14 protein-coding genes are annotated in these 20,677 nt (G+C 42.9%); 3 read left to right on the forward strand and 11 right to left on the reverse strand.

Annotated elements, in window-relative coordinates; translation table 11 throughout:
* The first annotated feature begins 51 nt into the window (after positions 1-51).
* Together HF888_RS02900 and thrC are read left to right on the forward strand one after the other, a co-directional pair.
* Complete coding sequence (locus HF888_RS02900) at positions 52-1,332, forward strand: homoserine dehydrogenase (RefSeq protein ID WP_007016497.1); 1,281 nt, start codon at positions 52-54, stop codon at positions 1,330-1,332.
* A 33-nt stretch (positions 1,333-1,365) separates the two neighbouring features.
* The gene (thrC, locus tag HF888_RS02905) at positions 1,366-2,766 is read left to right on the forward strand and encodes a threonine synthase (protein ID WP_040297422.1); all 1,401 of its coding nucleotides are present in this window, start codon (positions 1,366-1,368) and stop codon (positions 2,764-2,766) included.
* Between the two features lie 425 nt (positions 2,767-3,191).
* Here the strand turns inward: thrC and HF888_RS02910 are convergent, their stop codons facing one another.
* From HF888_RS02910 to HF888_RS02920, 3 genes are all read right to left on the reverse strand, one after another.
* Positions 3,192-4,580 (reverse strand): histidine kinase sensor domain-containing protein, encoded by a 1,389-nt coding sequence (locus HF888_RS02910; RefSeq protein WP_007016494.1) that lies wholly within the window; start codon positions 4,578-4,580, stop codon positions 3,192-3,194.
* Positions 4,549-5,265, reverse strand: coding sequence for a response regulator transcription factor (locus HF888_RS02915; protein WP_040297419.1), 717 nt, complete (start codon positions 5,263-5,265; stop codon positions 4,549-4,551). The genes HF888_RS02910 and HF888_RS02915 overlap by 32 nt, the downstream gene beginning before the upstream one ends.
* A gap of 64 nt (positions 5,266-5,329) precedes the next feature.
* On the reverse strand, positions 5,330-7,324 hold the full coding sequence (locus tag HF888_RS02920) for a TonB-dependent receptor domain-containing protein (protein WP_007016492.1): 1,995 nt from the start codon (positions 7,322-7,324) through the stop codon (positions 5,330-5,332).
* 169 nt (positions 7,325-7,493) lie between these two features.
* Between HF888_RS02920 and recJ the strand changes: the two genes are divergently transcribed.
* The gene (gene recJ / locus HF888_RS02925) at positions 7,494-9,239 is read left to right on the forward strand and encodes a single-stranded-DNA-specific exonuclease RecJ (RefSeq protein WP_007016491.1); all 1,746 of its coding nucleotides are present in this window, start codon (positions 7,494-7,496) and stop codon (positions 9,237-9,239) included.
* Here recJ and HF888_RS02930 read toward each other — a convergent pair.
* From HF888_RS02930 to nirB, 8 genes are all read right to left on the reverse strand, one after another.
* Positions 9,217-10,032 carry an ABC transporter ATP-binding protein gene (locus tag HF888_RS02930; protein ID WP_007016490.1) on the reverse strand — a complete coding sequence of 272 codons (816 nt, stop codon included), beginning with the start codon at positions 10,030-10,032 and terminating at the stop codon, positions 9,217-9,219. The two genes, recJ and HF888_RS02930, sit on opposite strands and share 23 nt — an antisense overlap.
* A gap of 9 nt (positions 10,033-10,041) precedes the next feature.
* Entirely contained in the window at positions 10,042-11,040 is a 999-nt protein-coding gene (locus HF888_RS02935) for an ABC transporter permease (RefSeq protein ID WP_007016489.1), read from the reverse strand.
* A 66-nt stretch (positions 11,041-11,106) separates the two neighbouring features.
* Entirely contained in the window at positions 11,107-12,480 is a 1,374-nt protein-coding gene (locus tag HF888_RS02940; RefSeq protein WP_007016488.1) for a CmpA/NrtA family ABC transporter substrate-binding protein, read from the reverse strand.
* 375 nt (positions 12,481-12,855) lie between these two features.
* Positions 12,856-13,392: an inorganic diphosphatase gene (ppa, locus tag HF888_RS02945; RefSeq protein ID WP_007016487.1), complete on the reverse strand. Its 537-nt coding sequence runs from the start codon at positions 13,390-13,392 to the stop codon at positions 12,856-12,858.
* Between the two features lie 117 nt (positions 13,393-13,509).
* The gene (locus HF888_RS02950) at positions 13,510-16,188 is read right to left on the reverse strand and encodes a nitrate reductase (protein ID WP_007016486.1); all 2,679 of its coding nucleotides are present in this window, start codon (positions 16,186-16,188) and stop codon (positions 13,510-13,512) included.
* Positions 16,185-17,456, reverse strand: a complete 1,272-nt coding sequence (locus HF888_RS02955; protein ID WP_007016485.1) for an NAD(P)/FAD-dependent oxidoreductase — start codon at positions 17,454-17,456, stop codon at positions 16,185-16,187. Before HF888_RS02955 ends, HF888_RS02950 begins: the two co-directional genes overlap by 4 nt.
* A 182-nt stretch (positions 17,457-17,638) precedes the next feature.
* On the reverse strand, positions 17,639-17,965 hold the full coding sequence (gene nirD, locus HF888_RS02960) for a nitrite reductase small subunit NirD (RefSeq protein ID WP_007016484.1): 327 nt from the start codon (positions 17,963-17,965) through the stop codon (positions 17,639-17,641).
* Positions 17,966-17,968: 3 nt separating this feature from the next.
* Complete coding sequence (gene nirB / locus HF888_RS02965) at positions 17,969-20,515, reverse strand: nitrite reductase large subunit NirB (RefSeq protein ID WP_007016483.1); 2,547 nt, start codon at positions 20,513-20,515, stop codon at positions 17,969-17,971.
* Positions 20,516-20,677: the final 162 nt, after the last annotated feature.

A 20,677-nucleotide genomic window follows, 5' to 3' on the forward strand; every position in this document is an offset into this window, starting at 1 on the left:
CTCCTGATGAGTCTATTTTGTCAGGCACAAAACAAAAACGGAGTCCCTGTAGTGAAACCGGTAAAAGTAGGAATATGCGGCCTAGGTACCGTCGGTGGCGGCACCTTCAATGTACTTACTGAGAACAATCATGACATTGCACGTCGTGCCGGTCGTGAGATTATTATTGAGCAGGTAGGTACGCGTCGCCCTAATCCTGCCTGTGATACCAGTAACACACAGGTAACGGATGATATTTTTGCCGTAGCCGAGAATCCAGAAATCGATATCTTAGTTGAGCTGATTGGTGGTTATGATGTTGCTCGTGAGCTGGTTTTAAAGGCGATTGAGAACGGCAAGCACGTAGTTACGGCGAACAAAGCGCTTATTGCAGTGCATGGTGCCGAAATTTTTGCAGCGGCGAAAAAAGCGGGTGTGACTGTGGGATATGAAGCGGGCGTAGCTGGTGGTATCCCTGTGATTAAAGCAATTCGCGAGGGCTTGGCCGCGAATCACATTGAGCGTGTCGCAGGTATCATCAATGGTACGGGTAATTTTATCTTGACCGAGATGCGCGACAAGGGGCGTGATTTCGATGATGTACTGCAAGAAGCACAAGCATTAGGTTACGCAGAAGCCGATCCAACGTTTGACGTGGAAGGTATTGATGCAGCTCATAAGCTGACCATCCTATCTTCTATTGCCTATGGTATTCCGCTACAGTTTGAGAATTGTTTCACAGAAGGTATCAGCAAAATTACTCGTGATGATGTGCAATATGCTGAAGAGCTTGGCTATCGTATCAAGCACTTAGGGATTAGCGCGCGCACCAGCACTGGGATCGATTTGCGTGTGCATCCAACGCTTGTGCCACTAGACAACATGATTGCTAAAGTAGACGGTGTTATGAATGCTGTGGCTGTAAAGGGTAACGCTGTAAATGATACGTTATTCTGCGGTCCAGGTGCTGGGGCTGGTCCGACGGCATCTGCGGTGGTTGCGGATATTATTGATATCGCTCGAGAGATCTCTATTGAACCACTGGCGTTTAATAGCTTAGAAGATGTGCGCGTATTGCCAATCGAAGAAGTTGAAACTGGATACTACTTACGCATGCAAGCTTTGGATAAAGCCGGTGTAATGGCACGTGTTGCCAGTATCCTAAGTAATAACGGCATCAACATCGAAGCCATTATTCAGAAAGAGCCTGCCGAAGGCGAAATTCTTGTTCCCATTATCATGCTGACTCACAAGGTCCAAGAAAAGGTGATGAACCAAGCTATCGCCGAAATTGAAGATTACGGGGATATCAACGGCAGTGTTACAAAAATCCGTGTTGAGCATCTTAATTAATTAAACCTGTGTAGCAGGGTGAAGAACACCATGATGAAATACATTTCTACTCGCGGAAATGCTCCCGAGTTGAGCTTTGAAGAAGTCTTATTAACAGGCCTAGCCGAAGATGGCGGCCTATATGTACCAAAAGAAGTACCACACTATAGCTTGGAAGAGATTGCGTCTTGGCGTGATCTTCCATACACCGAGCTTGCGCACAAAGTTATTTATCCTTTTGTTGAAGGATGTGTGGAAAGTGCAGACCTGAAGAAAATTTTGGATGAAGTTTATTCGGGGTTTGGTCATAAAGCGGTTGCGCCACTTCAGCAAATTGATCACAACGAATACGTGCTTGAGCTATTCCACGGGCCAACCTTGGCGTTTAAAGATTTTGCATTGCAAACATTAGGACGCCTACTGGATTACGTTCTCGAACGTCGCCATGAAAAAGTTGTGATTATGGGCGCTACGTCTGGTGACACAGGCAGTGCTGCTATTGAAGGTACCAAAGCCTGTCGCAATGTGGATATCTTTATCCTGCATCCTCACGAAAAAGTCAGTGAGGTGCAGCGTCGTCAGATGACCACAGTAAAAGGTGATAACATCTACAATATCGCCATCAAAGGTAACTTTGACGATGCACAGGATATGGTGAAGAAAAGCTTTGGCGATCAAAGCTTTTTGCGTGGTGAACGCAAACTAGTTGCAGTAAACAGTATCAACTGGGCACGCATCATGTCGCAAATCGTTTACTACTTCTATTCGGCATTAAACCTTGGTGGTCCGCTGCGTCCCATGGCGTATTCTGTACCGACAGGTAACTTTGGTGACATCTTTGCCGGTTACATGGCCAAGAAAATGGGTTTGCCTATTGAGCAGCTAGTGATTGCAACCAATAGCAATGATGTATTGCATCGCTTAATGAGTAAAAACCAATACGAAGTGCGTCCATTATTGCACACCATTACACCGTCCATGGACATTGCGGTGTCTTCAAATTTTGAGCGTTTACTATTTGATCTTTATGATCGTGACGGAAAGGCGCTGGCGGATCTTATGGCACGCATGAACGCCAAGCAAGATATCGTATCACTTGATGAAGAAAAGCTTGGTAAAGCTCGCCAGTTATTTGATAGCTATGCCTGTGATGAAGCGTCTACTGTAGAAACAATGAAAGCGGTTTATGAAGAAACTGGTTACTTACTGGATCCTCATACAGCGATTGGTGTTAAAGCCGCTCGAGAAACTCGCCGTAACACCAGTATTCCTATGATTACTCTGGGTACAGCGCATCCGGTTAAATTTGAAGATGCCGTTAAGCAAGCAGGCTTTGATATGCCTGAGTTGCCTCATCACTTAACGGATCTGATGGAACGTGAAGAACGTTTACACGTGTTACCTGCAGATCTTGATGTTGTTCATGAGTTTATTGCAGAGAACACGTTCAAGTAAGTCTTGTAGTATATACGATACGTTTGTAAAAACGGCGCGCTGTCAAAAGACATCGCGCCGTTTTCAGTTAGCTTGCGATGAAAATCATTAAGATTGTAACTGTGCCTACCAGCAGAAAAGTAATGGTATTCCGTTTTAGTTTAGGCATTTCTTGGGCGACAACCTTTCCGCTTAATAGACTAAATAATAGACTTATACCAAACAAAATTGAAAAAATAACACAGATTTCACCAGCGATACCTTTATGTATATAAAGCAATTTTCGCATTAGATTGTTTTGTTCGACATCAATCTTTAGTCTATTACTATCCTGCCAAACGATCATGACTGAGTCATGTTAATCCCACCAGCTCTGAACTTTATGATCTTCCTAATAGTTCTCAGTTGGCAAATGCAGACCATTTTTTACATTAACAATTTAAGGGTTATTGATATGGTAAATTTATTATGAAGCATAAGCCTGATGGTGTATTTTTTCTTGCGTAAATACTTCCTCTAACGGCTTCTATTTGACGCTTTGTTAGAGCAAGCCCTAGACCAAATCCTGATTGGCTTTTATCTCTTGCCGAATCAACTTGGAAGAATGGTTCAAATATTTCTTCAAGATATTGCTCCTCAACACCGAAGCCATGATCACAGATCGAAATATTAACGTATTTAGATTTGTCAGAACTTCTTTCTGCTGACATGGAAATTACAATTTGAGTGCCTTGGTTTGTATATTTCAGTGCATTCCTAACAATATTTTCAAATGCCTGACCAACAGACCTATGATTGCTGTTGTGTATAATGCATGAATCTGGGATGTTCAGGACAATATCATCTCGTGAAAACTCAAAGCGTGCATCTTCACAAATAGAATCCAAGAGTAATGTGAGATCAATAGATTCCTTTAAAACTTTTGTTTTTTCGTTATTGAGCCATGATAGAGTTAGGGTATCTTCGAGTAATCGTTGCATGCCATCAATTTCTTGCTCGACGCGATGTGAAATGTCTGTTTTTATCTCACTATCTAAAATCAACTTTATTCGTGTGATAGGCGTTCTTAACTCATGAGAAATGTCTTGGATTAGCTGACGCTGTCTGTTTATGAGTACTTCAATGCGCGTTGCCATAGTACCGAAACTTCTTGATAAATCGCCAAACTCATCGGAGCGATAAAGTAGACTTTCATCTATATCAATGTCAAAGCTGCCTTGGGTTATTTTCTGAGTTGCATTTTGTATAATTTTTAGAGGATTGATAATGTGGCGATATATTATGAAGCATATGATTGCGATTAATATAATAGGAAAACCAAGACGAATGGTTGTATTGAGTACATGCCAATAGGCTCCAGGTCGCATGTGTTGGGGCAATTGGATCATGAGATTGTATTGTGAATCCGGAATGGGGATTTTCATGACTGGGTTGTAGCTGAAATTAAGATGGATAGGGTAATTAATATCTCTTCCTATGGTTAGGTCTGATATCCCTTGAAAGATATCTGTATCTATATTACCAACTAACCATTTTGGTTCAGTCTTTAAAATAGCAACCCATGTATCTTCTTTTCTTTTTAAATTCTCTGTCCACTTTTTAAGTTGATCAATGTTATTTTTATCGATTAGATCGGACGCTTCAAGGGCATAGTTTAGAAGAGTGTTTCTATGCTCCTTCGAAATAAGGCTTTGCTTCTCTTCGGTGTAATTGCCAACGATTGAAACGAGCCAAATCAAAACAATACTAGCTAGCGTGAGAGTGAGGTATAGTCGGGAAAACAGCCCGCTCCGAAAAGGAATATTAGTCTGATTCAAAGTAATAACCTTGTCCACGGATGGTCTTGATTGTATTTTTACTCATGCCTGCAGCGGTAAGCTTTTTTCTTATTTTACTTATGTGCATATCAAGAGTTCTATCATATCGACTGAACTCTCTTAAAAGAACGGTCTGATATAGAAATGCCTTACTAACGACTTCATCTTTTTCTTTTTCTAAAGCATAGAATAATTCGAATTCAATGGGTGTAAAAGCTATTTCTTTATTGTTTATATGAACGACACCCTTTTTTTTGTTAAAGTATATTTTTTTATCTATGCTCTTTAGTTCAAAGTTTTTGGATTCTTCTTTACTTGAGAATTCTCTTTGAATTTGGGTTCTGCGCAATATGGCTTTTATTCGTAAATCTAATTCTGTCATGCTAAATGGTTTTATTAAATAGTCATCAGCACCGCTTTTAAAGCCATATATTCGATCTTCTTCTCCACCTTTGGCGGTTAACATTAGAACGGGCGTTTGCTTTTCACTACGTAGGAGAGTCAATAATTTGAGACCATCTATTTTGGGTAGCATGACGTCTAAAAGAATGATATCAAAATCTTCTTTGATCGCCTTTTTTAAACCTCGGTCGCCGTCAAAAGCTGCCTCTATTTGATATCCTTTCTTAGATAAATTGCCGCATAAAAGGTCATTGACTGATCGATCATCCTCGATGATTAATATTCTCTTTTTTTCTTCCATTTCTTTAAACCACAAAGCCTCAATCATTAATATGATTGAGGCTGCTCGTATGTGTAATCAATTTTTAGAATTTGATTGTTGCCGAGAGTCTCACGTCGCGACCAGGATCTAAACTACCTGCGATGCCTTCATATCCCGGATTGGCTTGCAAGTCTTCGGGGCTAGAGTGGCTAAGATAGGTTTCATCAAATACATTTTTCATTGTTAAATTCAGCAGAAGCATTCTGTTTCGAAGTGGTGACCAACTTAAGTAGAGATCGTGCGTTGAGTATCCTTGTTTCTCTACCGTAAGCGTTTCTGCCCCTACTGGAACGGTGAATGGCTTTATATCATCAACGATTTGTGCCAACCAACCAATTGTCAAATCAGGGTTGAAGCGATAGTTACTGTTAATAACTAATGTATCGCCAATTGTAGAGGCGTTCGAACCTTGAACATAGCGAATAACATTCGTACCTGCTTGCTTGGCTTCAGAAATATGTAGGCTTGCGCTGATGTCAAATGCATTTTCTTGAATTCCCATCTTTGCAAAGTAGCCATCAACTTCAATATCATCGTCTGAGTTTGTAATATCTTCTTTCCATGGAGCAGAGCTCACTAATGCATCTTCAATATTAGACTGATATGCACCAAAGGATGCGTTCAAAATACCAGACGAGTAATCGATAGCTATTTCAGTATTTTTAGCCTTTTCAGCTTTCAGGTTTGGATCATTAAAGTACTTACCTCCTGCTTCGAGTAAGTACGCATCTTTAACTGTTGCACCACGCATTGCTTCGGCATAGCCTGCGCTTATACTGATTTCTGGTGTAATAGAGTAATTTGCACTTAGGTTAGGGCTTACTCCTGAATCGGAAATGTTTAGCCCATTGACATCATTTAAAGAGTAATCGTCATATCTAAGACCTGTGGACACGGTAGTATTTTCACCTAGTTTTAAAATACTTTGCAGATATGCTCCAGCGACTTCTCCATCCTCAGTCCCATACTCATATAGCTCAGCAGAGTCTTCTCGGTAGTTCACACCATAAATTAATTGTGAGAACCCGATGTCGCTCTTGTTTTCAATACTTACTGATGTTGTTTCGACCATCGCTTTGACGACGACGCCCCAATCAGATGTGCGATCACGTTCTTGCTCCACGCTTGTCGTATAAGCATTGACGGATAAATCTAGTAGAGGGTTATAGCTATCGAATTGATAGTTTAGGATGAAAGTTTCCCTTTCTGCTTTCGTCGGCGTAGTAGGGTTGAAGTTACTAGGAATCCATTCGGGTCGATAGGCTATGTCACCCTCTTGTGTAAGGGATTCAGCACTAATTGAGATTTTCTGTTCGTCTGAGATTTGTGCGACACCTTTAGCGAATAATACTTCATTTTCAGACTCTGAACCAAGAAGTTTATTGCCATCTCCATCTTCACGGTTATTCAGATCAGCACTGATATAATTGACTAATCCACCGAGGCCGCTTTTCTCATCTTGAGCATAGGCGGTGGCGCTGTGTTTAAAGCTCTCGCCGTTGCTGTAGTAAGTCGATTTGATGCTAGCTCCGGCTGACTCGTTTCCGCGAAGAAGGTCTATAGGGTCTTTGGTTACAAAGCGCACCGCTCCTCCTAGAGCACCAAAGCCTGCGGTAGCACTGCCGGCACCAGCCTCCACTTCTACTTGTTTCAATAAATCTGGCTCTATAACTACACGGCTAGCATGGTGAAATACGGCTCCTGCTTGTTCGGCACCATCTACGGAAATATTAAGCATGTCTTCACCGATATTTCTGACGTAAATCTTTTGTGCCATTGCTACTGATCCGCCTGCACTAATTTCAGGGTTAAGGCTAAATACGTCAGAGAGATCGTTCGCTTGAACATTGTCTAGCATTTCGCGGTCTATTAGATCATCGATCCCAGATGTCGCTTTACCAACCACTTTTACCATGTTGAGCTTTGTTTCATGTTGTTTAGCAGGCTGCTCTGTCTCATTGGTCGGAGCTTCGTTAGCCATCAGTGAGGAGCCAAAAGCGCTTGAAATCGCTATGGCAAGTAGTTTCTTATACTGCATTAATTATACCTCATAATGATAATCAGTCGTATTTGAGTGTCATTATCATCAATTTACTTCTCATGTATAGTACTTTTACATTTGTTACACTTTATTTTTTAGAGATGCGCATCCCATTATCGTTTTGGTGATTGCGTTAACCGATTGTGAGCACTACTTAAAAAAGATAATGACAAGCCTAATAACGCGTCGCTTTTCTAATCCTGAGTTACCCATTATTGAACGAGTTCTTGATAGTAGAGGACTTAAGACAGGCGACTTGAGTTTTTCGCTTAACCAGCTTGCTGGATATCAAGCACTAAAAGGCATAGATCAAGCTGTGGCAATGCTTGAGTTCGCCATTCGCTCTCAACAGCGCATTGTCATAATCGGCGACTTTGATGCAGATGGCGCCACCAGTACGGCGCTCGCCGTTGATGCATTGCAGCAGTTGGGTGCGCATTGGGTACATTATCTTGTGCCGAACCGATTTGAATTTGGCTACGGCCTCTCTAGTGCTATCGCGCAGTTAGCGTACGAGCAGTATCAGCCTGATTTACTAGTGACGGTGGATAATGGTATTTCCAGTTTTGAGGGGGTTGAGACAGCCCATGAACTGGGAATGAAGGTTTTGGTTACCGACCACCACCTTGCTGCAGACTCATTGCCCAATGCGGATGCTATCGTGAATCCCAACCAACCGGATTGTTTATTTCCTTCTAAAGCTGCTTGCGGGTGTGCAGTCGTCTTTTATGTTATGTGTGCGTTGCGCGCACATCGAATGAATTTAGGTGATGAAACTGCAAAAAATTTAAATATGGCGCAGTATTTGGATTTGGTGGCGCTGGCGACGGTGGCGGACGTTGTACCGCTCGATAGGAACAATCAGATATTGGTAGAGCAAGGGTTAAGACGCATACGAGCAGGGCAGGCAAGACCTGGTGTTCAAGCACTTTTGCAAGTAGCTAAACGTCAAGCACCTTTACTGACCAGTAAAGATTTTGGTTTTGCGTTAGGTCCGCGTTTGAACGCTGCTGGTCGAATGGATGATATGAGTATTGGTATCGAATGTCTGCTATCCAAAGAGTTCACTCGTGCTGTGCATATAGCCGAAACTTTAGATGAGTTAAACCAAGATCGTAAAAGTGTAGAGGGTCAAATGCAAAAAGAGGCCCTTAAAATATTAGAAACCACCAGTCTATCAAATGAACAAGAACAAGCGACTTATTGTTTGTATCATCCGCAATGGCATCAAGGTGTTGTGGGCTTATTAGCTTCGCGCATCAAAGAAAAACTATTTCGTCCAGTCATTGCCTTCGCCCCTGCAAGTGATGATGTAACTAATGAAGCATTAGCAAGTGGTGAGTTTGAAATAAAAGGCAGTGGCCGCTCTATACCAGGATTTCATATGCGCGATGCTTTGGATCTTGTAGCGAAACGCCTCCCCCATGTTCTGCAAAAATTTGGTGGTCATGCCATGGCCGCCGGTTTATCTATTCAGCAAAAGCATTTAAAAGAGTTTGAAACCTGTTTTGAACAGGTTGCCAGAGATATTATGACAGCAGATATGTTAGTGAATGAGATCATCACTGATGGTGAACCCAACTATGAGGATTATAATGTTCATATCGCAAGGCAACTAAAGTTCGTTGCTCCTTGGGGGCAGAATTTTCCAGAGCCAATTTTTGATGGTGAATTTGATGTGATTAATTATCGCTTAATTGGATCTGAAAAAAATCATCTAAAGCTTACCTTAGCGAGCAAAAACCATCATCGCTATTTAGATGCTATTCTATTTTCAATTGAACGCCATGGTTTATCGGCCCAGGATGTGAGCAACCTGAGCCGAGTCCATATCGTATTTGATCTTGACGTCAACGAGTTTCGCGGTCAAGAAAATGTGCAGTTAATGATTAGGCACTTGCGCTCAATTTAGATTCGCTGGGTAAACTATGGCGATCATGTAAAAAGGTTAATACCTCCGCGCGAAAATGGTTGTAGCGAGCATCGTTTGCTAACTCTAAGCGGTTTCTAGGTCTAGGTAGATCCACTTCAAGAATTTCGCCAATGGTAGCGCTAGGGCCATTGGTCATCATTACAATCCGATCAGATAAAAGTACAGCTTCATCCACATCGTGTGTGATCATAATCACTGAGTTTTTTAGATCCCGTTGAATATCCATAAGAGAGTCCTGCAAGTGAGATCGTGTCAGAGCATCAAGGGCACCAAAAGGTTCATCCATCAATAAAATCTCTGGTTCCATCGATAAAGCGCGTGCAATACCCACACGCTGCTTCATGCCACCTGATATTTCATTGGGTTTTTTATCTTTCGCATGTTCCATGTGTACAAGCTTCAAGTTATACATTATCCAATCATGCATTTGTGATTTCGACATGCTTTTTTTGAAAACTTGCTGTACCGCTAGTTCAACATTTTGATAGGCACTTAACCATGGCAGTAAAGAATGGTTTTGAAATACAACAGCACGCTCAGGACCTGGCTCATTCACTTCCTTACCTTCTAAAATGACGCCGCCTTTTGAGGCCTGCTGTAAGCCCGCAACAATATTTAACACCGTCGATTTACCGCAGCCAGAATGTCCGATAAGAGAAACAAACTCGCCTTTATTGATTTTAAGGTTAACGTCTTTTAATGCTTCAAATTCGCCATTAGCGGTGGGGAATACTTTTGAAACATGATCGATTAGTAAATGATGTTGACTCATAGTATTCACCTATTTATCTGCTTGTTCCCAAGATACCCAGCGTTGTAGCATGAGCATGAGGCTATCTAATATAAAACCAATAAAACCGATAGTTATCACGGCTACCATAATGCGACCTAATGAATCAGAGCTACCATTTTGGAATTCATCCCATACAAATTTTCCTAAGCCAGGGTTTTGCGCCAGCATTTCCGCTGCAATTAGAACCATCCAGCCAACACCGAGAGATAGACGCATGCCTGTAAACATCATTGGTAGTGCTGATGGTAAAACGACTTTACGAACCTTTGTGAACCAGTTTAAGCGTAAAACCTTGCTTACATTAATTAAGTCTTCACTGATATTAGCAACACCAACGGCGGTGTTGATCAACGTTGGCCACAAACAGCATAAGGTTACTGTGATGGCAGATGTGACAAATGATTTTTCAAACCATGGGTCGTCACTTACATAAACAGCACTCACTACCATGGTAACAATCGGTAGCCACGCTAATGGCGATACCGGTTTAAATATCTGAATGATTGGGTTGAGGGCGGTATTCAATGTTTTACTGAGTCCCGTCGCAATACCCAGTGGAATCGCGATTGATACAGCCAAAAGAAAACCCGTAAAAACTGTATATAAACTTGTGATGATTTGATCGATGAAGGTAACACGGCCACGGTACTCACGAACCCTTGGTTCATAATTGGGGTCCTTAGCCATTCGTGCTTCATTGCGTTCGTTTTGACGTTGATAAAATGCTTTTTCTTTCGTTTTCTCATCTTCATAAATTTGCCACAGGCCTCCAGCTTGTTGCCATACTTGTGCTGGACCTGGTACTTGACCCAGAGAAGTTACGACACTTTTTGCTGCAACGTCCCAAAGGAATAAAAAGATAATGAAGGCAAGAAAAGGTATGCCTAAAGACTTCAGTAAAATATTGCTTTGCTGTTTAATATCTTGTCCTTGGAATAGCTTTATCCAAGGCATCAACCAGCGCGAGCGTGCAATCATGGAGGTCATATACTGCCCCTTCATTGATGAGTTTTAGAGCCAGTAGCCCTAAAACTCGGTGGTTAATTGGGAAGTTTAAAGAACGTCTTTTTCTTTTAGGCCAATGCTTAATTTATTGAGATAAGCATTTGGTTTACTGCCATCATATGTGACGTTGTCTATGAACTCAGTTTGTGGTGGCTTAAAGCCGTCTTCTTTCGCAAAGTCAGGAAAATCAGCCGCGTTCATTTTACCTTCAGCAATGAGTTCTTTAGCTGCTTCAGCATAGATGTCTGGACGATAAACTTTTTTCGCAATATCCATGTACCAAGAGTCATCTTTATGTTCGGCAATTTGTCCCCAACGACGCATTTGCGTTAGGTACCAAATAGCATCTGAGTAGTATGGGTAAGTCGCGTTGTAACGGAAGAATACGTTGAAGTCTGGAACTTCACGTTTGTCACCTTTCTCATATTCAAAGGTGCCGGTCATTGAGTTTGCAATGACTTCGTAATCTGCGCCTACGTAATTAGATTGAGAAAGGATTTTGACTGCTTCTGGGCGGTTTGCATTGTTATTATCATCTAGCCACTTAGCCGCACGAATCATCGCTTTTACAACAGACTTGTGAGTAATTGGGTATTCATCAGCCCATTTTTTGCTGACACCAAATACTTTTTCTGGATTGTTTTTCCAAATTTCATAGTCAGTAATCACAGGAACACCAATACCTTTAAATACGGCTTGCTGATTCCAAGGTTCACCTACACAGTAACCTTCAATAGTGCCTGCTTCTAAAGTCGATGGCATTTGCGGTGGCGGCGTCACAGATAGCATTGCGTCAGCGTTGATGGTGCCACTATTATCGCCTTTATGCGGTGCATAATATCCTGGGTGGATACCGCCAGCTGCCAGCCAATAACGTAATTCATAGTTGTGAGTAGAGACAGGAAATACCATGCCCATATTGAACGCTTTACCGTCTTTTTTATAATCATCAATGATCGGTTTTAGGTAATCGGCCTTGATGGGGTGGACTGGCTTACCGTTCTTATGGGGAATGTTTTTTTTCATTTTTTCCCAAACATCATTGGAAACCGTAATACCGTTTCCGTTTAGATCCATGGAAAACGCCGTAATGATGTGAGCTTGTGTACCAAAACCAATGGTCGCCCCTAGTGGTTGACCTGCTAGCATATGAGCGCCATCTAGTTCACCTGTGATGACTCGGTCCAATAAAACTTTCCAGTTCGCTTGAGCTTCTAATTGTACGTAAAGGCCTTCGTCCTCAAAGAATCCTTTTTCCTTCGCAATGGCCAGTGGTGCCATGTCTGTTAATTTAATAAAACCGAATTTTAGGTCTTCTTTCTCCGGATAGTCGGCAGAGACTGAATTCATTAGGCCGACGCTAAGGCCGACGCTTAAACTGGTATAGCGTATAAATCGCTTTAATATAGATTTGGCTTTCATGATTTCCTCATTCTTTGAGTCGGGTGAAATTAATCGCGCGCGTTTAACTTTTACTTCTCAAAGTCTGTGCCACATTTACTAAATTCATGAAAATCTATGTTTTGAGTTAATAAACCGCAATTTGTAACTGATTTGGTGCATTTTTGAGTGTTAAAAAGTTCATGAAGAAAAATATTGGTGCAATTTTTCTAGTATGAATACTCAGTTATTTTGTGGTGTGAAGACTTGGCGGTGGACAACAATGATCCAGATTGAGGCAAAGGGTATGGGTAATGTGTATCAAGACAGGGCGTTAATCGAATGACTAAAAAAATGCCTGATGTATCTGCAATACATCAGGCATTTTTAGAATGGCCTAGTTGGTAATAATAGGAATTACTTCTGACCGTTATAGGCTGCAATGCCACCTACGATAGCACGGCGTGCTTCATCGGCATCGCCCCAGCCTTCAACTTTTACCCACTTACCGGTTTCAAGGTCTTTGTAGTTTTCAAAGAAGTGAGAAATTTGATCACGCAGAAGCTGAGGAACATCATTGATATCTTTGATGTCGTCATACATTTTGGTTAGCTTGCTGTGAGGTACAGCAACCAGTTTAGCATCTTCACCTGCTTCGTCTGTCATGTTCAATACGCCAACCGGACGGCAGCGAATCACAGAACCCGCTTGTACTGGGTATGGAGTAATAACCAACACATCAAGAGCGTCACCGTCGTCTGCTAGTGTATTGTTGATGAAACCATAGTTAGCAGGGTAGAACATAGGCGTCGCCATGAAGCGATCTACCATGAGCGCACCGCCCATATCTTTATCGATTTCGTACTTGATAGGGCTGGAATTCGCAGGGATTTCAATCGCTACGTAGATATCGTCTGGAGCGTCTTTGCCGACAGGAATCTGATCAAAACTCATATTCGTTTCGCCTATGTGTCAGAGTGAATAAAAAACCGGCGCCGATTATACAGTGCTCGTGCGTCGGGGGCTAGACTCGACCATAGTAGAGCTCTAATCAGCCCGAAGCGGGCAATATTAGGCTTTTGCGATGAGCTGTTTGATTTCAGGTATGCAGCTACCGCAGTTGGTTCCTGCTTTGAGTCGCTCGCCTACAGCGGAAACGCTGCGACAGCCTTGCTTTATGGCACCTTCGATGGTTTTACTACCGACACTGAAGCAGGCGCAAACGATATTGCCCACGTCTTCTCCAGCAGGCGCGTGTCCACTCAATAGGGCTTGTCTATCGCGGCCAGACAGAGATTCCTTTGCAAACTGTTGCTGCAACCAGGTGGTAGAGCAGTCAATAGCGCTGGATTGAATCATGGCCAGTGCTTCTAGGCGACCATGCTCATTAAGAATGGCAAGTCGATGGTTGCGGCGTCTCGCATCGGCGAAATGAATCCATTGCCAACCCCGCTTTTCCAGGTCCTGTTGGGAACGAATATTGAGCCAATCAAGTAATTGTTGTTCGGGATCACTAGGCCACTGGTGGTGAGCTAGCTGATATTGCTGGCTATGAGCACCACGAATACTGACCTGATAAGCACAGTCAACAACAGATAGATCTTGTCGAGTAAGAAGTAAGCCATACATGGATAAGTCAAAGGCATGCACATTCACTGGCGTGTGCTTGCTCTCTGGCTGCTTGCTAAAAGGATCGACGTGAGGATTCACTACGGTATTGATTCGGCCTCTTGAACTCAATTGTTCTGTCCAATGCATGGGTGCAAATACATCACCCTGTTTAACATTGTCGGTGACTTCTAACTTGGCCAGCATTTGTCCCCATTGGCTTGTCACTTGAACAATTTGACCTGTGTGGACATTTTGTTGCTGAGCATCAGTGGGGTGCATTTGCAAAAATGGCTCATTAATATGCTGGTTTAACTGAGCGGCCAGTGCGGTGCGTGTCATGGTATGCCATTGATCTCGAATACGACCCGTATTGAGCTTTAAGGGGTACTGCTTACTGGTTTTTTCTTTTGGCAGGTTGGGTTCAATGGCCAAAAAATTCGCTTTACGATCCGGGGTAAAGAAATCGCCTTGTGCAAAAAAACGCTCACGGCCTTGTGGGTATGAATCGTTTATTGGCCATTGAAAAGGGTTTAGGTTGTCATAGTCATCACTGCTGATGCTGGACAGCCTAGATATATCAAAGTCACGCAGGCGTTCTTCTGGTGTATTCTTATAACCAGATAGCTGAGCGTGTTCACGGAAGATGCTGGCTGCATCGGGATAATCAAAACTTTCTTTAAAGCCCATGGCTTGCGCAACCTGACAGATGATCCACCAATCCGGTTTTGCTTCACCTAGGGGCTCAAGTAACGCGCGTTGGCGGCTAATACGACGTTCGCTATTAGTTACTGTGCCATCTTTTTCACTCCAGCCTAATGCGGGCAAGCATACATCAGCGTATGCCGTCGTATCTGTTTTTTCTATGCAGTCACTGACGATAACGAGTTCAGCTTGATTTAAAGCGCGTTTGATTTGATCCGCGTTGGGCAGACTGACTACAGGGTTCGTGGCCATAATCCAAACGGCCTTAATCTCACCGCGTTCAATGGCCTCAAACATGTCGACAGCCATACGCCCTGGCTTATGTGCCATGTTTGGCGCATCCCAAAATGTTTTTACGATCTCAATATCCGAATCATTGAATTCGAGATGGGCTGCAAGCGTATTGGCTAACCCTCCGACCTCGCGTCCGCCCATGGCGTTGGGCTGGCCTGTCATCGAAAAGGGGCCCATACCCGGACGGCCGATGCGCCCCGTTGCTAAATGACAGTTAATAATCGTATTGACTTTATCACTGCCACTCGAACTTTGATTAACGCCTTGGCTGTACAGGGTTACCGCTTGCTCCGTATTTGCAAACCATTTGAAAAAGGTCTTTAAGGTAGTGAGTTCAACGCTGAGTATTTTACTAAGGTGTTTAAGATCAGCACTAGAGGAAGCAGCGGATTCTAATGCGGCATCAAAACCATTGCAGTGCTGGTATATGAACTCTTGGTTTAAATAATCGTTATCTGCCAAGTAATGCAGAAGTCCGTTAAAAAGCCAACTATCTGTACCCAAGGCGAGCGGTATATGTAAATCAGCAATATCACAGGTTGCAGTTTTACGCGGATCAATCACCACCACTTTCACATCTGGATTGTTAGCTTTATAACGTTTGATGCGCTGGAATAAAACCGGGTGACACCAAGCGGTATTGCTACCGACTAATGTAATCAATTTTGCCTTTTCAAAATCCTCGTAACATCCTGGAACGGTATCGGTACCGAAAGCACGTTTATGTCCCACCACTGAAGAAGACATACATAAACGACTGTTGGTATCTATGTTGCCGCTGCCCATAAACCCTTTCATAAGTTTATTGGCAACATAATAGTCTTCTGTGAGTAATTGTCCGGAAACATAAAACGCTACGGCATCCGGGCCGTGTTGTTCAATGATGGATTGAAAACCGTTAGCTACGTGATCAATTGCGCTTGACCATGATGTCTTTTGGCCTTTAACGAGTGGCGAGAGCAGGCGCCCTTTTTCTTCCAGTGTATTGCCAAGGGCTGTGCCTTTTGAGCACAGACGCCCATAATTAGCAGGGTGTTGGTCACTACCAATAATTGAAATTTCGCGCGTTGTTTTATTTACATCGGCTTTTATACCACAGCCAACACCACAGTAAGCACATGTTGTATTGATTGCTTGATTCACGCTACTGCTTCCTCTGGTGCATTTTCTTGCAATGATTGGTGGCACAGTGCCTGTCCAAACATTATATAATCTCTGAATTCAGAAATATCACGTTCTTGCTCAATCAGCTCGCTATAAAAACTTCCATCAGTTACGTCGCCATATAAAACAGCACCAATAAGTTGCTCGTTTTCAATGACCAGTTTTTTATATACTTGAGATTGAGGATCAAAATAGGTTTGAACTTCATGATGCTGTTGTTCAATAAATTGGCCCATACTAAACAGCGAAATGCCAGTCACTTTTAATTTAGTGGCTGTTGGTAGGGTTTGAAAATGCGCAACACCATGTTCACTTAGATGATTAGCCAGTACCTTGGCTTGTTCATATAAAGGAGCGATGAGTCCAAATGTTTCGCCGCGATGTTCGATGCATTCGCCAAGTGCATAAATAGATGGATCATAGGTTTGCAGTGTATCGCTAACAAGGATACCGCGACCGCATTGCAAGCCCGACTGTTGTGCTAGTTCAATATTGGGTCTGATGCCGATGGCCATCACCACTAAATCGGTTTCGATAAACGAGTCATCATCAAATACAATACGTTGAACGCGGTTGCCACAGCCTTCAATATGATGGCTATTTGCATCCATCTTAAAGTGTAAACCACGATCTATTAAACTGTCCTTCAATAGACGCCCGGCTTGCTCATCTAATTGGCGATTTAATGGAATGTCACTATTATGCACAACGGTTACGTCCATGCCGCGCTGCATAAGACCCATGGCCGCTTCCAATCCGAGCAGTCCAGCACCAATCACAACAGCGCGTTTATAAGATTCAGTGGCTTTAAGCATTTTATTTACATCGGCAATGTCACGGAAGCTCAAAACACCATCTAATTCGATTCCCTGTATTGGAAGGATAAACGGATGAGAACCCGTGGCGATCACGAGTTTATCGTATTGAAATATTTCGCCGTTCGAGCATGTGAGTCGTTTTCTACCGCGCTCAATTTTACTGATGTGGTATTCCGAGCCTGTATATAAGTCAATATTGTTCTCAGTATACCAGTCACGGGGAAGCGTGATAATGTCGTTTAATTGTTTCTCTCCCGCAAGCAAAGGTGACAACATAATGCGGTTATAAGCAGCATAGGGTTCATTGCCAAAAACCGTAATATCGTATTGATCCAGAGAAGATAATACGAGTTCTTGCAATAACTTGGCTGCTGCCATGCCGTTGCCAATGACTGCTAATTTTTGACGACCATTACTGCTTGTTAACATGGATCTTTAACCTTTACCGCAAAAAAGGAGTCATTACTTGCAGCAGAAGCAAATAATGACTCAAAGGGACTTCCGACAATAAAAAGTCCGAAGGAATGACCAATCTGTGCGGATAGAATTGGTCAGCTTAAATCAATAAAAACAAGGGGAAGTCTTTATTGAGATAAGAGTTTGAACGCAGATTAGGCTTTGACCCAAACTTCGTTATTTTCAACTTTTACTTCGTAAACCGGTACGCTGATTGAATCGTCTTCAAGGCATTGACCGGTAGCCAAATCGTAATGCTGTTTATAGAGTGGACTGGCAACCGTTAAGGTTTGCTTTACATCCGCTATCAGGCCTCGGCTTAGTACATTTGCTTTTCCAACTGGATCGAAATTGTCGATGGCAAATACTTTCGCTTCTTTTGTCGGCCTAAACAGTGCCACTTGTTTGTTACTGATCAGGGCGCAAACTCCTGTGCCCGCATCAATATCATCAATTAAACATGCTTTTTGAAAATCACTCATGATCTAGCCTACTGTAATCAGGTTGTCTTTCTTTAAACGTTCATCTTCATTAGCGGGTCTAATTTGTCCGCGCTCTTTGACAAACTGTAGGTTTTTATCTGTGTCATCGGCATTGATAAAGTGCTTAAAGCGCTTCAATCGTTCTGGATTCTCAATAGTCGATTTCCATTCACATTGATAGGTGCCCACTACATGCTGCATTTGCTGTTCAAGTTCTTCTGCCAAGCCTAGTGAGTCATCCACTACAACGGATTTTAAGTAATCTAGTCCACCCTCTAAGTTATCGCGCCATACACTCGTGCGCTGTAGGCGGTCTGCGGTTTTAATGTAAAACATTAAAAAACGATCAATGTATTTGATCAGTGTTTCTTTATCGAGGTCTTGTGCTAGTAGTTCTGCATGGCGTGGTTTCATACCACCATTACCACACACGTAGAGATTCCAACCATTTTCCGTTGCAATAATGCCCACGTCTTTACTTTGTGCTTCAGCACACTCACGAGTACATCCGGATACCGCGAATTTGATTTTGTGTGGGGCGCGTAAACCTTTGTATCGGTTCTCTACTTCAATGGAGAGAGACATGGAATCATCAACACCATATCGACACCAAGTGCTACCCACACAAGATTTTACAGTACGCAGTGCTTTACCATATGCATGGCCGGTTTCAAAACCGGCGTCTACCAAACGCTTCCAAATCTGCGGAAGTTCGTGCAATTGAGCACCGAATAAATCGATACGCTGACCACCGGTAATTTTTGTGTAGAGACCAAAGTCTTTTGCAATCTGCCCAATAACTAACAAGCCTTCAGGCGTTACCTCACCGCCAGGCATGCGAGGTACTACACTGTAGGTACCGTCTTTTTGCATATTACCCAAATAAATATCATTGGTGTCCTGTAGGCTGATGTGTTTTTCATCCAAGACATAATCGTTGTAGACAGAAGCGAGTATCGAGCCTACAGCGGGCTTACAGATTTCACAGCCATGACCTTTGCCATGTTTTTCTAATAGCTCTTGAAATGACTCGATACCTTCAACGCGAATGATGTTGTAAAGATCTTGTCGTGTATAAGCAAAGTGCTCACAAATATCGGTATTGACTTCCACACCGAGTTTCTCGAGTTCGCTATTCATGACCTGAGTCACCAGTGCAGTACAACCACCACAACCTGTGGCTGCAGAGGTGGATGCTTTCACATCGCCAATGGTTTGCGCACCGTCTTGAACACTGCAGCAGATTTGTCCTTTACTGACGTCATAGCAAGAACATATTTGTGCTGTTTCTGGCAGAGCATCAGGACCCAATGCCGGCTTTTCCATACCATCAGTACTTGGCAATATGAGAAGTTCAGGTTTTTCTGGCAGCTCGATATTGTTCAGCATCATTTGTAGCAGGTTGCCATAGTCCTCTGCTTCGCCCACCATAATGGCACCAAGCAGTTGTTTTTTATCAGCACTAACAACCAGTTTTTTATATACTTGATTGACTTCGTCATTGTAGGCGTATGAAAGTGAACCTTCGGTGCGACCATGGCAATCACCAATAGACGCGACATCAACGCCCATTAATTTCAGCTTGGTACTCATATCCGCACCAGCAAATTCTGAATCGCCCGTTTGCGTGATGTGATCAACGGCGACGGATGCCATGGCATAACCAGGCGCGACTAAGCCGTAGATCATTCCACCCCAAAGTGCGCATTCGCCGATAGCGTAGATGTTCTCGTCTGACGTCTGACAGTGATTGTTAATAATGATGCCGCCACGTGGGCCAAGCTCAAGCTCTGCTTGTTTAGCAATAGCATCTTGTGGACGAATACCGGCGCTAAATAAAATAAGATCCGTTTCCAAGGACTCGCCGTCGGCAAATTCCATCTTATGACGGAGAGTATCGCCATCGGTAATCAATTGAGTATTCTTGCTGGTATGTACTTGAACGCCCAGCTCTTCGATTTTTCGTTTTAGTAGCGCGCCGCCTGCGTCATCAACCTGAACGGCCATTAGGCGAGGAGCAAACTCTACGACATGTGTTTTAAGGCCTAAGTCTTTTAACGCTTTGGCTGCCTCTAAGCCAAGTAGACCACCACCCACAACAACACCTACTTTTGATTCTTTGGCGCTCGCTTCAATATTTTCCAAATCTTCGATGGTGCGGTAAACCAAGCAGTGCTCTCGGTCGTGGCCTTCAACAGGAGGGACGAAAGGATACGAGCCCGTGGCCAAAATCAATTTGTCATAGTGAAGGTTCTCACCATGGGATGTTTTCACCAATTGATTTTCTCGATCAATGCTCTCAGCTTTGCAGTTCAGTTTAATTTCGATTTGATTGTCATTGAAGAAATCCTTTTCAACCAAGCTAAGGTCATCAGCTGTTTTGCCTGAAAAATAAGAGGACAAATAGACGCGATCATATGCAGGTCGCGGTTCTTCGCAAAGCACGGTGATGTTGAACGATTCGTGCTTTCCTTTATCAGCTAAAGTTTGTAAAAACTTTTGGCCAACCATTCCGTTGCCGATCACGATAAGATCTTGCTTGTTTGACATGGTGTTCTCCTAGCAAGCGCAGAGCTTGAAACTTTTTAACTTGATTCTTCTTTAGCAACCCTTGTGCCAATTAGTTAAGCTGTTGATTTCTATAGAAAATTTGTGATTTAAAGCGTTCTTGTTCATGCGGTTGTGCACTTGTGGTGCACGCATAAAAAACGG

The sequence above is a fragment of the Bermanella marisrubri genome (assembly GCF_012295615.1).
GTDB classification, from domain to species: Bacteria; Pseudomonadota; Gammaproteobacteria; order Pseudomonadales; family Oceanobacteraceae; genus Bermanella; species Bermanella marisrubri.